The organism is Pseudomonas sp. (genome assembly GCF_030147005.1).
Lineage (GTDB): Bacteria > Pseudomonadota > Gammaproteobacteria > Pseudomonadales > Pseudomonadaceae > Aquipseudomonas.
This window is the reverse complement of record NZ_JASLAW010000247.1, coordinates 17,814-31,812: the sequence shown is the minus strand read 5'-3', so window position 1 is coordinate 31,812 and position 13,999 is coordinate 17,814. Positions and strand designations below refer to the sequence as shown.

General features: G+C 59.9%; 12 protein-coding genes. 5 read left to right on the top strand and 7 right to left on the bottom strand.

Going from position 1 to position 13,999, the window contains the following annotated elements; genetic code table 11:
- Positions 1-158 precede the first annotated feature (158 nt).
- The gene (locus tag Q1V60_RS23645; protein ID WP_300635344.1) at positions 159-1,199 is read left to right on the top strand and encodes an NADP(H)-dependent aldo-keto reductase; all 1,041 of its coding nucleotides are present in this window, start codon (positions 159-161) and stop codon (positions 1,197-1,199) included.
- A gap of 114 nt (positions 1,200-1,313) precedes the next feature.
- Here Q1V60_RS23645 and Q1V60_RS23640 read toward each other — a convergent pair whose 3' ends face one another.
- A complete protein-coding gene (locus Q1V60_RS23640) occupies positions 1,314-2,450 on the bottom strand; it encodes an acyl-CoA dehydrogenase family protein (RefSeq protein ID WP_300635342.1) in 1,137 nt (378 codons plus the stop codon).
- 221 nt (positions 2,451-2,671) lie between these two features.
- Here Q1V60_RS23640 and Q1V60_RS23635 point away from each other — a divergent pair, with 221 nt between their 5' ends.
- The gene (locus Q1V60_RS23635; protein WP_300635348.1) at positions 2,672-3,592 is read left to right on the top strand and encodes a GlxA family transcriptional regulator; all 921 of its coding nucleotides are present in this window, start codon (positions 2,672-2,674) and stop codon (positions 3,590-3,592) included.
- Positions 3,593-3,715: 123 nt separating this feature from the next.
- Here Q1V60_RS23635 and zapE read toward each other — a convergent pair whose 3' ends face one another.
- The 3 genes from zapE to Q1V60_RS23620 form a co-directional block, all read right to left on the bottom strand.
- The gene (zapE, locus tag Q1V60_RS23630) at positions 3,716-4,810 is read right to left on the bottom strand and encodes a cell division protein ZapE (protein WP_300635340.1); all 1,095 of its coding nucleotides are present in this window, start codon (positions 4,808-4,810) and stop codon (positions 3,716-3,718) included.
- Between the two features lie 79 nt (positions 4,811-4,889).
- A complete protein-coding gene (locus tag Q1V60_RS23625) occupies positions 4,890-6,245 on the bottom strand; it encodes a tryptophan--tRNA ligase (protein WP_300635338.1) in 1,356 nt (451 codons plus the stop codon).
- A gap of 24 nt (positions 6,246-6,269) precedes the next feature.
- Positions 6,270-6,899, bottom strand: a complete 630-nt coding sequence (locus Q1V60_RS23620) for an alpha/beta hydrolase (protein ID WP_300635336.1) — start codon at positions 6,897-6,899, stop codon at positions 6,270-6,272.
- A 146-nt stretch (positions 6,900-7,045) separates the two neighbouring features.
- Between Q1V60_RS23620 and Q1V60_RS23615 the strand changes: the two genes are divergently transcribed.
- Entirely contained in the window at positions 7,046-7,483 is a 438-nt protein-coding gene (locus Q1V60_RS23615; protein WP_124357030.1) for a DUF1043 family protein, read from the top strand.
- A 195-nt stretch (positions 7,484-7,678) separates the two neighbouring features.
- On the opposite strand, the gene Q1V60_RS23610 is transcribed toward Q1V60_RS23615, so the two are convergent.
- The 3 genes from Q1V60_RS23610 to Q1V60_RS23600 form a co-directional block, all read right to left on the bottom strand.
- Positions 7,679-9,403, bottom strand: a complete 1,725-nt coding sequence (locus Q1V60_RS23610) for an ABC transporter ATP-binding protein/permease (protein WP_300635333.1) — start codon at positions 9,401-9,403, stop codon at positions 7,679-7,681.
- 98 nt (positions 9,404-9,501) lie between these two features.
- A complete protein-coding gene (locus Q1V60_RS23605) occupies positions 9,502-10,062 on the bottom strand; it encodes a response regulator transcription factor (RefSeq protein WP_003171731.1) in 561 nt (186 codons plus the stop codon).
- Entirely contained in the window at positions 10,055-11,317 is a 1,263-nt protein-coding gene (locus tag Q1V60_RS23600) for an ATP-binding protein (RefSeq protein ID WP_124434964.1), read from the bottom strand. The genes Q1V60_RS23605 and Q1V60_RS23600 overlap by 8 nt, the downstream gene beginning before the upstream one ends.
- 205 nt (positions 11,318-11,522) lie before the next feature.
- Between Q1V60_RS23600 and Q1V60_RS23595 the strand changes: the two genes are divergently transcribed.
- Complete coding sequence (locus Q1V60_RS23595) at positions 11,523-12,236, top strand: SIMPL domain-containing protein (protein WP_300635329.1); 714 nt, start codon at positions 11,523-11,525, stop codon at positions 12,234-12,236.
- Between the two features lie 90 nt (positions 12,237-12,326).
- Entirely contained in the window at positions 12,327-13,928 is a 1,602-nt protein-coding gene (locus Q1V60_RS23590) for an ABC transporter substrate-binding protein (RefSeq protein ID WP_300635327.1), read from the top strand.
- The last annotated feature ends 71 nt before the right edge of the window (positions 13,929-13,999 follow it).

The following is a 13,999-nucleotide window of genomic DNA, read 5'->3' as shown; positions in this document are numbered from 1 at the left end:
AGACGCTATCGGGGGCTCGGGTCAGCGCGTCCGTTCAACGGCAAGATTCTTCGGCAGGCGGCGCATCACTTCCACTGCAGAAAGAGGTGGGCAATTATGCAGATTGCGAAAAAAAATTCAACCTGCTTTTATGATTGTTTTCCCCGAAGGAGTACCCGATGGATTATCGACAGCTGGGCCGGACCGATCTGAACGTAAGCGCGATCACCTTGGGCACCATGACCTGGGGTGAGCAGAACAGCGAGGCAGAGGCCTTCGCCCAGATCGAACGGGCCAAGGCCGCGGGAATCAACTTCCTCGACACGGCGGAAATGTACCCGGTGCCGCCCAAGGCCGACACCTATGCCACCACCGAGCGGTATATCGGCAATTACTTCAAAACCCGTGGCGATCGCGCCGACTGGATCCTGGCCAGCAAGATCGCCGGGCCCGGCAACACCATCGATTATATTCGCGACGGCCACCTGCGTCATAACCGCAAGCACATCGTCGACGCCCTCGATGCCAGTCTCAAACGCCTGCAAACCGACTGGATCGACCTCTACCAGTTACATTGGCCTGAGCGCAGCACCAATTTCTTCGGCCAATTGAGCTACAAGCACAAGGATGAAGACGACCTCACGCCGCTGGAGGAAACCCTCGAAGCACTGGATGAGCAGGTTAAGGCCGGCAAGATCCGCCACATTGGTTTGTCCAACGAAACGCCGTGGGGCACCATGAAATTCCTGGCCCTGGCCGAAGCCCGTGGCTGGACCCGCGCGGTGTCGATCCAGAACCCCTACAACCTGCTCAACCGCAGCTTTGAAGTGGGCCTGGCAGAAATCGCCATTCGCGAACAATGCGGCTTGCTGGCCTACTCGCCACTGGCGTTCGGCATGCTCAGCGGCAAGTACGAAGGCGGCGCGCGCCCGGCCAAGGCGCGCCTGACGGAATACAGCCGTTTCAGTCGCTACTTCAACCCACAGTCGGAAGCGGCGTGCAGCCGTTATGTGGCACTGGCGCGGGAACACGGCCTGGACCCGGCGCAGATGGCGTTGGCGTTCGTGACGCAACAGCCGTTCGTGACCAGCAATATCATTGGCGCCACAAGCCTGGAGCAGCTGGACAGCAACATCGCCAGTGCGGATCTGAAGTTGTCGAAAGAGGTGCTGGAGGGCATTGAGGCGATTCAGAAGGATCATCCGAATCCGGCGCCTTGATTGATCTCTGAGCCGCCCCTGCAGACAAGCCGGCTCCCACATTTTGATGTGTAAATAAAATCAAATGTGGGAGCCGGGCCCGCCCGCGATGAGGCCCTCAGCAGCACCAGAACATCAAAGCGCCCGCGCAATGATCTCCTTCATGATCTCATTGGTCCCCGCATAGATGCGCTGCACCCGCGCATCCGCCCACGCCCGGGCAATCGGGTATTCCCACATGAAGCCGTACCCGCCGTGCAGCTGCACACATTCATCGAGCACCTTGCATTGCAGGTCCGTGGCCCAGTATTTGGCCATTGCAGCGGTGGGCACATCCAGCTTGCCTTCAAGATGAAGCGCCATGCATTTATCCACGAACACACGGCCAATCTGAATCTCGGTGGCCATCTCTGCCAGCTTGAACCGGGTGTTTTGAAAATCGGCAATCGCCTTGCCAAACGCCTTGCGCTCGCGGGTGTAATCAAGCGTCCACTGCAACGCCGCTTGCGCTGAAGACAGCGCGCCAATCGCCACGGTCAGCCGCTCTTGGGGCAGTTCCTGCATCAGATACGCAAAGCCCATGCCCGCTTGGCCCAGCAGGTTTTCCCTGGGTACGCGCACATCCTGAAAGAACAGCTCCGACGTGTCCTGAGCCTTCATGCCGACCTTCTCCAGGCGCTTGCCTTTGTCGAAGCCCGGCGTGGCAGCTTCGACCAGGAACAGGCTGGTGCCCTTGGCACCGGCCTTGGGGTCGGTCTTGGCCACCACAATGACCAATTCGGCCAGATAGCCGTTGGTGATAAACGTCTTGGAGCCGTTGATCACATATTCATCGCCGTCCAGCACTGCCGTTGTCTTCACCCCTTGCAGGTCAGAACCGGCCCCCGGCTCGGTCATGGCAATGGCCGTGACCATCTCGCCGGAGATCAACTTGGGCAAGTATTTGTGTTTAAGCGCTTCGCTGCCGTAATGCAGGATGTACGGCGCCACAATGTCCGAATGCAGTGAAAACCCAATGCCGGTCAAGCCCAGGCGGCTGATCTCTTCGATCACGACCGCGCTGTAAAGGAAATCCGCGCCCAGCCCACCATATTCTTCCGGCACGTGCGAACACAGCATCCCCGCCTCCCCCGCCTTGCTCCAGAGGCCGCGGTCGATGTAACCCTGTTTCTCCCATTGCCCATGGAATGGCGCCGCGTTTTTTTCAAGGAAGGTGCGCACGCTTTCGCGAAAGAGTTCGTGCTCCGGGCTGAACAAGGTTCTGGGAATCATGGGGTCACCTGCTGGGATTGTCGGACAAAAACGCGCCCACAGAGCCTATGCCGCGAATGCGTCACGGGACACTGGACACATGCGACAAAAAATAAGACGATCCAGCCGTCTGGTGACCACTTTCCCCTATAAGAATAAATGAAATTATGTCTAACCAAATCTCCACGCCCTTGCGGCGCGTCAGCATTCTGGCCATTGATCGGGTATTCGCTTCAACCCTCATGCAAGCCAAGGACTTCTTCCATCTCGCCAGCCTGCGTTACGGCAAACAGCAGGGCCTGGGCCTGACGCCCGCGTTCGAGACGCGCCTGGTCAGCCCCGACGGGCAATCGGTGCGCAGCTTCAGTGATGTGATCATGCCGGTGGACGGCGGCCTGGAAGACGCCGACATCATCGTGCTGCCCGCCTTCTGGGACGACTTCGAGGCATTGTGCGCCCGCTATCCGCAGGTGCTGCCGTGGCTGCGCGAACAACATGCACGCGGCGCCGTGCTGTGCGGCGAAGCCACCGGCGTGTTCTGGCTGGCCGAAGCCGGGCTGCTCGACGGCAAGGAAGCGACCACCTATTGGCGCTTCTTCAATGCCTTCAGCGAACGTTTCCCCAGGGTGCAGCTCAATCAGGACAAGCATCTGACCGATGCCGACAACCTGTACTGCGCCGGTGGCACCACCTCAGCCTGCGACCTCTACATTTATTTGATCGAACGCTTCTGCGGCGCGAATATCGCCCAGGCGGTGGCCCGCGACATCTTGTATGAAGTGCAACGCAGCTATTCGCCGGGGCGCATCGGTTTTGGCGGGCAGAAGCTGCATCAGGATGTGATCATCCTGCAGATCCAGCATTGGCTCGAAGAACACTTTGCCGACAAGTTCCGCTTTGAAGACGTCGCGCGCGAACACGGCATGAGCATCCGCAACTTCATGCGGCGCTTCCAGACTGCCACCGGCGACAAGCCACTGCATTATCTGCAACGCTTGCGCATCGAGACGGCCAAGGGCCTGCTCTCGGCCAGCCGCAAGAGCATCAAGACCATCAGTTACGAAGTGGGTTACGACGACGCGAGCTTTTTTGCGCGCCTGTTCAGGCAGCACACCGAGTTGTCGCCGAACCAGTATCGGCAGCAGTTCCAGCAGGCTGCTTAGCCAGGTAAGACGCGGTCAAAAATGTGCTAGCGGGCTTGCTCGCGACCGCGGTGGATCAGCAAAAGATGCATTTACTGACACACCGCATTCGCGAGCAAGCCCGCTCCTACATCTACATCGTTCTCAGGGCTTGTGCCCGCGCGACAGAAACTCGTGAGACTGCATTTCCAGCAAACGGCTCAACGTGCGTTGGAACTCGAAGTTCAAGCGCCCGCCCGTGTAGAGGTCCTTTAGCTCGACTTCCGCCGAGATGATCAGCTTGACGTTACGGTCATAGAATTCATCGACCATGTTGATAAAGCGCCGCGCGATGTCGTCGGTGGTCACGCCCATCTGCTCCACACCGCTCAAGATCACGGCATGGAAGATCTTGCCCAATTCGATGTAGTCGTTCTGGCTGCGCGGCCCGTCGCACAGTTGGCGGAATTCGAACCAGGCCACGTCATCGCAGGTACGCAGGGCGATGATTTCGCGGTTTTCGATCATCAACTTGTCGTTTTCCACCGCCTGGGTGCATTCCGGCGTCAATGCGCGGAAGCTTTTCTTCAGGCTTTCGTGGGCCGCTTCGTTGAGCGGAAAGTGGAACAGCTCCGCTTGCTCAAGGTGGCGCAAACGATAGTCGACACCGCTGTCGACGTTGACGATATCGGTGTTTTGCTTGATCAGCGCAATGGCCGGCAGGAAGCGTGCGCGCTGCAGGCCATCCTTGTAGAGGCCATCGGGCACGATGTTCGAAGTGGCAACCAGGGTAACGCCGTTCTTGAACAACTCTTCCATCAAGGTGCCGAGAATCATGGCGTCGGTGATGTCTGAAACGAAAAACTCATCGAAGCAGATCACCCGCGCTTCATCGGAGAAACGCTTGGCGATGATCGTCAGCGGGTTCTTTTCGCCCGGCAGGGTCTTCATCTCTTCGTGCACGCGCTTCATGAAGCGGTGAAAGTGCGTACGAACCTTTTCCTTGAACGGCAGCGCTTCGAAAAAGGTATCCACCAGGTAGGTCTTACCCCGGCCGACGCCGCCCCAGAAGTACAGGCCCTTGACCGGCGTGCGGTCCTTTTTGCCAAACAGCTTGCTGAGCATCCCCGGCTTGGTTTGCGAGGCCGCGACCAGGTCTTCGTACAGGCGCTGCAAATGACGCACCGCATTTTCCTGAGCAGCGTCATGGAAGAAGTCAGGGCGTTTCAGATCTGCTTGATATCGTTCTAGGGGCGTCATAATTTCGTTAGCAAGGCAACAAAAACGGGCCGTCACTGTAACGACGGCCCTGGATAATGGCAATCAACCCTTGGTCGGGTTAATCCTCGGAAGGGGCTAACGCGGCGCGCAAGGCAGCGATGGCGGCATCACGGGCGGCGCTGTCGGCGAACTCGGCGCTGTCGCCCACGGCGGCGCCGTCCAGCCATACGCTGAAGCTCAGGGCTTCGGTGCGTATGTCCAACGTATCACCGCTTTGCAATTGCCTGGTCACCGCGCCCGCCGCTTTGCCGTCGGCGAAGTTGCGCGAGAGCAGCAGTTGCTCGCCATTGGCCGCCAACAGGCGGAAGCGGAAGCTGCCGTCGTCTTCCCGGAAGCTCACGAAGCGTGCGGCCTTGGCTGCCTTTTTCTTGGTGGCGACCGGCGCCGCAGCCTGGTTGACGAACGAACGCAGCCCCACCGCTTCGCGCAGTTCGGCGAGGAACGGTGCCGCCACGGCGCGGGCTTTCCTGGCGCCGACCAACAGCAGGTCTTCCATGTCCGACGGGCGCGACATCAGTTGGTGGTAACGCTCGCGCGCTTCACCCAATTGACCGTCGAGCAACTGGAACAGACGATTCTTCGCCTCGCCCCAGCCCAGGCCTTGCAACAGCTCACTGCGCAACGCTTCTTCCTGGGCCTTGCTCGCAAATGCCTGGTACAGGGTGAACAGGTGGGAATTGTCCGGATCCTTCGCCTCGCCAGGCGCGCGCGAGTCGGTGACGATCCGCGAGATCGCCTCCTTCATGTCCTTGGCGCTGGTGAACAACGGGATGGTGTTGTCATAGCTCTTGGACATCTTGCGCCCGTCCAGGCCCGGCAAGGTGGCGACGCTTTCTTCGATCAACGCTTCGGGCATGGTGAAGAATTCTTTACCGTTGCCGAACAGGTGGTTGAAACGCTGGCCGATGTCGCGGGCCATTTCCACATGCTGGATCTGGTCACGGCCCACCGGCACCTTGTGCGCGTTGAACATCAGAATGTCTGCCGCCATCAGCACCGGATAGCTGTAAAGGCCCATGCTGATGCCCGCGTCCGGGTCTTCGCCGCTCTCTACGTTCTTGTCCACCGACGCCTTGTAGGCGTGGGCGCGGTTAAGCAAACCCTTGGCGGCCACGCACGTCAGCAGCCAGGTCAGCTCGGGGATTTCGGGGATGTCGGACTGGCGATAGAAGGTCACCCGGTCCACATCCAGGCCACCGGCCAGCCACGTCGCGGCGATTTCCATACGCGAGCGCTGGATGCGCTGCGGGTCATCGCATTTGATCAGGGCGTGGTAGTCGGCCAGGAAGTAGAAGGAATCGGCATTGGCGTCCTGGCTGGCAAGGATCGCCGGGCGGATCGCGCCGGCGTAGTTGCCCAGGTGCGGCGTGCCGGTGGTGGTGATGCCGGTGAGAATACGGGTACGCGTCGTCATGGGTAATCGCTTATCAGACTGCTATCAATTCGAGAGGCGCGGCAGCACCAGATCCTTGAGATCGGTGAGCTTGCCGTGAAAAAAGTGCCCGCATTCTGCCACTTTCAGCAGCTCATGGGGGCGTTTCAGGGCGGCGGACCAGTCGTAGACCCGTTGCGGGTCGACCACTTCGTCGGTTTCCGGCTGGATCACGGTCAATGGGCACCCTTGGGGCAGCACGTCGGCATCACCCAGGCGCATCACCGCGGCGGCGACCATGAACAGGTGCGCGAGCTTCTCGCCCTTGGCTTCCAGGCGGCCACCGAGGCTGGCGGCCACATAGCCACCGAAGGAAAACCCCAGCAAGGTAATCGGCAGGTCCGGGTGTTTTTCGCGCAGCCAGGTGGCGGCCGCTTCAGCATCGTCGACTTCACCGGTGGCCATGTCGTGGAAACCGGCACTCGCGCCGACGCCACGATAATTGAAACGCAACGTAATCAAACCGGCATCGCGGGCGGTGCGTTGCAGGGTCGAGACAACTTTATTGAGCATGGTCCCGCCCTGCACCGGGTTAGGGTGGCAGATCAGCGCCAGGCCACGCGGTTCGGGGTGATCCAGGTACAGGGCTTCCAATTGGCCCACCGGGCCATCGATCAAAACGGGGGTTTCACGCATGAGCAAGGATGAACTCCGTGACCTCTCAAGGGGTCGACTCGTCTAGCTAAAAGTCTGTGCATGGCATCATTGCGAGCTTAATCGCGGTATACAGCGCAGGTCCGAGCCGTTAACGTAAAGCAAAGCCGTTTATAGAGGAAGGACTCGTGGAACACTCGCTCTTAGTTTGGTTGTTGCCGACTCTTGCCCTGGTTGCCGGTGTCGCCATTGGATTCCTGGTTGCTCGCCTGCTGCCGAATGCCGCGCCTAACCGCACGCAACGTCAGCTGGATGACATTCAGGAACGTTTTGACAGTTATCAGAACGAGGTTGTTACCCACTTCAACAGCACCGCGACCCTGGTCAAGAAGCTCACCCAGAGCTACCAGGAAGTACAGGATCATCTCGCCGATGGCGCTAACCGCCTGGCCCTCGACGACATCACCCGCCAGCGTCTGCTGGCCGCGCTGCATTCCGATGCACCGCAAACACCCCGCGAACGCCTGACCCCGCCCCGGGAAAACCAGGAACCGCCACGAGACTACGCGCCAAAAACGTCGGATGCTCCAGGCATGCTGGATGAGCACTACGGCTTGAAGAAGTAACTCGTCTTCGAGCAACAAAAAGCCCGGCTGATCGATGATCAGCCGGGCTTTTTGTTGGCCTCATTCTTGAGACAGTGGAAATCCAACCTGGGAGCGACCCTGCTCGCGAATGCGCAGTGTCAGTCGCTGCATCTGTTGACTGATACACGGCTTTGGCGAGCAAGCCCGCTCCCACAGTTTTGATCGCGCGGGGCGTTAGGACACGGCCTGTTCCTGCAACCGTCCATCCTCGATCCGTACGTGCCGTCCATGAAAGCGCTTGAGACTGCTGCGATGGCCAACGCTGACGATGCTCAGCCCCGGCAGTTCATCGATCAGCGCCTGATACAGCGTCGCTTCATCCTCTTCGTCCATGGCCGAAGTGGCCTCGTCCATGTACAGCCATTGCGGTACGAACAACAAGGCGCGGGCAAAGGCCAGGCGCTGTTGTTCGCCTGGTGAGAGCATGCGCTGCCAGTGGTTGGCCTCATCAAGACGGCCGACCAGATGCGGCAGCCGGCAGGTTTCCAGTACCTGTGCATAACGTTGCGCCGAGTAGACGCTGTCGTCCTGTGGATAACTCAACACCGCCTTCAACGTGCCAATCGGCAGGTAAGGCTTCTGCGGCAGAAACAGATAGCGCGTCGCCGGCAGGCGAATGCTGCCATGGCCTGCCGGCCATAAATGGCCCATTGCACGCAGCAGCGTACTTTTACCACTGCCCGAACGCCCGCTGAGCATCACGCGCTGACCCGGCTCCACGGCCATGTCGGCGTCGGTAAGCAAGTGACGGCCGTCGGCCAGGTCCATGCCTAAATCCTTTATCACCAGACGCTCGCCTTCAGGGCGCACATCGATGGCCGGGGCACGCTGCTCGTTGTCGCCCATGGCCTGCTGGAAACTCAGCAGACGATCGCTGGTGGCACGCCACGACGCCAGTTCCGAGTAGGCGTTGATAAACCAACTGAAGTTTTCCTGCACATTGCCAAACGCCGAGTTGATTTGCATCAGCTCGCCCAACTCGATCTTGCCGGTGAAGTAGCGCGGCGCGGCGACGATAAACGGGAAGATAATCGCTATCTGGCTGTAACCGGCGGTAAAGAAGGTGAGGCGCTTGGACACTTTCATGATGTCCCAGAAGTTGCGCCAGACCTTGCCGAAACGCGAACTCAGGCGCTGCTTTTCATTCGGTTCGCCGTTGTAGAGGGCGATGCTTTCGGCATTTTCGCGCACCCGCACCATGGAGAAACGCAAGTCCGCTTCGAAGCGCTGTTGCTGGTTGCTCAAGCCGATCAAGCGCCGGCCGATCAGGTGCGTCAGCCAACTGCCCACCGCGGCATACAGCAGCGCGCACCAGAACATGTAGCCGGGAATGGTGATGCCAAACACCTCGATGCTGCCCGACACGCCCCACAGGATGATTGAGAACGACACCAGGCTGACCACATTGCGCAACAGCCCCAAGCCCAGGCTCAAGGTGCTGGAGGTGAAAGTGTTGAGGTCTTCGGAAATCCGCTGGTCAGGGTTATCGGTGTAGCCGCCCTGTTCCAACTGGTAGTAGTTCTTGTGGGCGAGCCAGCGTGCGAAGTGCTTTTCGGTCAGCCAGGCACGCCAGCGGATGGTGAGCATCTGGGTCAGGTACAAACGATACACCGCGCCAAGGATCGCCACGGCCGCGATGCCGCCGAAGTAGCCGATCAATTGCCAGAAAGCAGCCGTGTCCTTCTTTTCCAGGGCGTTGTAGAAATCCTTGTACCAGTGGTTGATCCAAACGGAAATGGCCACGCTGAACAGCGACAAACCAATCACGGCGGCCAGCAGCAACCAGGCCCTGCCCTTCTCTTCACTGCGCCAATACGGCGTAATCATCGCCCAGGTTCGGCGGAAGAATTGCCCACGCACCGCATCATTGACCGCGGAGTATTCAGCGTTCTGATTCATCGTTCAGGCTCGGTAGGGAATTTAACAGGCGTTTGAACCGATCATCGGCGATCGGTTCAGGGCTCCGTGCGGCCTGAAGCAGCTTGTTCAGTTTTCGTTCAGCGGCGTACCGGGCGCTTCTGCAATTTGCGCTGCAAGGTACGGCGGTGCATGCCCAACGCGCGAGCGGTGGCGGAGATGTTGCCTTCGTGCTCGGTCAGCACGCGCTGGATGTGTTCCCACTGCAGGCGGTCGACCGACATGGGGTTTTCCGGCACCAGGGTATCGAGGTCGGCGTGCTCGGAAAGCAGCGCGGCGAGCACGTCATCGGCATCCGCCGGCTTGCACAGGTAATTGCAGGCGCCACGCTTGATGGCTTCGACGGCGGTGGCGATGCTGGAATAACCGGTGAGAATCACCACGCGCATTTCCGGGTCGAGCTCGAGCAGCTTGGGCAGCAGCACCAGACCGGAATCGCCATCCATTTTCAGATCGAGCGCGGCGTAGTCCGGAAGGTCGGCCTGGGCGATGGTCAGGCCTTCTTCGGCTGAGCCTGCGGTGCTGACGCGAAAGCCGCGACGGCTCATGGCGCGGGCCATCACGCGGGTAAAGGTGGCGTCATCATCTACCAGCAACAGGTGCGGCAGTTCTTCGCCTTCGACTTGGATCTCGTCACTCATCGATATCTCCTCGTGCGACACGGGGCAGGCGCAGCTCGGTGAGCGTGCCGCCTTCCTCATGACTATAGAGTTTCACTGAGCCGCCCGCGCGGGTCACGCTGGCCTTGCTCAAAAACAGGCCGAGGCCGAAGCCTTTGCCCTTGGTGGTAAAGAAGGGTTTGCCGATCTGCTCGGCGATGGCCAGCGGCACGCCCGCGCCGTGGTCACGAATGCTGATAGTGACGTTTTCCGCATCCCAGTCCAACTGCACGCCCAGGCCTTCAGGGCAGGCGTCGGCAGCGTTGTTCAGCAGGTTGAGCAAGGCCTGGGTGAGGTCGGGCGGCGGCGCCATGCGCGGCACGCTGCCCTGGCCCAACAGGCTGAAACGGTAACTGGCTTCGGGGCGCATCAGGTGCCATCGGTTCAGCGCTTCATCGAGCCACTGGGTGACATCCTGCATGTCCACCGCCAGACGCCGATTGGCTTCGGCGGCGCGTACCAACTGCTGCAAGGTCAACTTGCACTGCTTGACTTGTTCCTGCAGCACGCTGAGGTCATCCTGCAATGCCGGGTCGTGATGGTCCTGGGTCATTTCCTTGAGCAGTACGCTCATGGTCGCCAGCGGCGTGCCCAGCTCATGGGCGGCGCCCGCCGCCTGAGTGGCGACGGCCAGCAATTGCTGGTCGCGCAAGCCTTCCTCACGGCGAATCGCGCGCAGTTCTTCCTGGCGGCGCAGTTCTTCGGCCATGCGCGCGGCAAAAAAAGTGATCACTGCGGCCGACAGCGCGAAGCTCAACCACATCCCGTAGATCTGCAGATTTTCCCGAGCGATGGGAAACGTCTGCAAAGGGTAGAACTGGGCCAGCAGCAGGGTGTACAACGTCAGCGCTATGCCCGACAGCACCACCGAATAGCGCCACGGCAACGTCACGGCGGCAATGGTCAGCGGCACCAGGTAATAAGACACAAACGGGTTGGTGGAACCACCGGAGAAGTACAGCAACACACTGTGGATAAACAGGTCGCAGGCCAATTGCAGGGCATACTCCAACTCGGTGACCGGCCACGTGGTACGCAACCGGATGGCGGTAAACGCACACAGCACGGTGGAAAACCCGAGGGTCACCGCCAGTTGCAGCCAGGGCAGCGGCAGCAGGTCGAACCAATAGGCGAGCCCGACTGAACCCGCCTGAGCGGCCAGTACGAGGGTGCGAATGAACGTCAGGCGCCAGAGGTTCTGGCGGGTGGCGGAAGTCAGTTTTACGGCGGCGAGCATGAGCTCTCCCGATGAGCGCTGCAGGCGGATCGGCACGAGTATAAACGAAGCAGGCCGGCTGGCACGGCGCGTGTGGCTCTTTGACGCAGGCCGGGCAAATGACCGTTCGTCGCCGCCACTAGAACATGTAGAGAATATGTAAACCCGAAGAACCCGATGTCACCGTCTACAGTCATACCGAACACGACAATCTCAAGGAGCTTTCATGTCTCGTCTCACTCGCAGTGCAGCTGTTCTCACCCTCGGCGCCAGCGCCCTGGCCAGCCTGCCGGCCATGGCCGCCGATGAACTGCATTACAACCAGATCTCCCTGCGTGCCGAAGTCAGCCAGGAAGTGGCGCGCGACAAGATGATCGTCACCCTCTACACCGAATCGCAAAACGCCGACCCGGCCAAGCTTGCCGCCGAAGTCACCACCACCATGAACAAGGCGCTGGGCCAGGCTCGCGAAGTCAAAGCCGTGACCCTGCGCCAAGGCAGCCGCAACAGCTACCCGATCTACGACAGCAAGAACCAAAAGATCACCGGCTGGCGTGAACGCGCCGAACTGCGCCTGGAAAGCGCGGACTTCCCGGCGCTGTCCGCCCTCACCGGCGAGCTGTTGAACACCCTGAAAATGGACAGCATGGACTTCGCCATCGCTGACAGCACTCGCAAGGCCAGCGAAGATTCGATGCTCAAAGACGCGGTTGCAGCGTTCAAGGCCCGCGCGCAACTGGCCACCGATGCTCTCGGCGGCAAGGGTTACAAGATCGTCAACCTGAACTTCAACACCAACGGCTACCCAATGCCCTATGCACGCGGCGGCACGATGATGAAAGCGGCCATGGCCGATTCAGCGCCCACGCCTGAAGTGGAAGCCGGCACCAGCCAGGTCAACATGAGCGCAGACGGTGTGATCGAAGTGCAGATGCAGTGACCCCTACCTGACACACTTGAACGGCGGTAACCTCGGTGACCGCCGTTTTCGTTTGTGCAGCTTTATAGGGTTGCCATTTCAGGGGTCTCCATGGAAAGAATCGCCTTCAAACCGCTCCTCCTTGCCGCAGGGCTCCTGGCCTTTACACCGCTGGCTCATGCTTCCACCACCCTGGTCTACTGCTCCGAAGCCAGCCCCGCGGGCTTCGACCCTAGCCAGTACACCAGCGGCACCGATTTTGATGCATCCGCCGAAACCGTGTTCAACCGGTTGACCCAGTTCAAACGTGGCGGCACCGAGGTCGAACCGGGCCTGGCCACGCGCTGGGATGTGTCCAACGACGGCCTGGCGTATACCTTCCATCTGCGCGATGGCGTCAAGTTCCACACCACCGATTTTTTCACTCCGACCCGCGACTTCAACGCCGACGATGTGCTGTTCACCTTCAACCGCCTGTTGGATGCCGAAAGCCCGTTTCGCAAGGCCTATCCATCCGAATCGCCCTACTTCACCGACATGGGCCTGAACACCACAATCAAGCGCGTCGACAAACTCGACGAACACACTGTGCGCTTCACCCTGAACAACGTTGATGCATCGTTCGTGCAGAACCTGGCGATGAGTTTTGCCTCGGTGCAATCGGCCGAGTATGCCGCCCAGCTCCTGAAGCAAGGCAAGGCCGAGGACATTAATCAAAAACCGGTCGGCACCGGTCCGTTCGTGTTCAAGCGCTACCAGAAAGACTCGCAGATCCGTTACGTCGCCAATCGCCAGTACTGGAAACCCGAGGACGTGAAACTCGACAACCTGGTGTTCGCCATCACCCCTGACGCGGCTGCGCGCTTGCAGAAGCTCAAGGCGGGCGAATGTCAGGTCAGCGGCTATCCGCGCCCGTCCGACATCGAGGTGATCAAGCAGGACCCCAACCTGCGCGTGCAGCAGCAGGCCGGTTTCAACCTGGGCTTCCTGGCGTACAACGTCACCCACCCGCCGCTGGACCAACTCAAAGTGCGCCAGGCCCTGGACATGGCCATCGACAAACCGGCCATCATCAAGGCGGTGTACCAGGGCGCCGGGCAATTGGCGCAGAACGCGCTGCCACCCGCGCAGTGGTCTTATGACCCGACTATCCAGGACGCCCCCTACGACCCGACCAAGGCCCGAGCGCTACTAAAAGAAGCAGGGGTTGCACCAGGTACCACCCTCAACCTTTGGGCGATGACCGTGCAACGCGCGTCTAACCCGAACGCGCGCATGTCGGCGCAAATGATCCAGCAGGATTGGGCCAAGATCGGCATCAAGGCCAACATCGTCAGCTATGAGTGGGGCGAATACATCAAACGCGCCAAAAATGGCGAGCATGACGCCATGATTTACGGCTGGACCGGCGATAACGGCGACCCGGATAACTGGCTCGGCGTGCTCTACAGTTGTGCTGCGGTCAAGGGAAGCAATTACGCCAAATGGTGTAACCCGGCCTACGACAAGCTGGTGCAGCAGGCCAAGGTCAGCAATGACCGCGAACAGCGCATCCAGTGGTATCAGCAGGCTCAACAAATCCTTAAGGAACAAGTACCTATAACGCCTATCGCGAACTCGACGGTTTTCCAACCCTTGCGCAAGGAAGTTCGCGATTTCAAGATCAGCCCTTTCGGGCTGACGCCGTTCTATGGCGTGAGTCTGGATAAGTAACAACAACGCCCCAATCGAGTGCGTTAGACGCTTCGATGGGGCTTTTTCGGTGCGCGCTACGCACCGAAAAA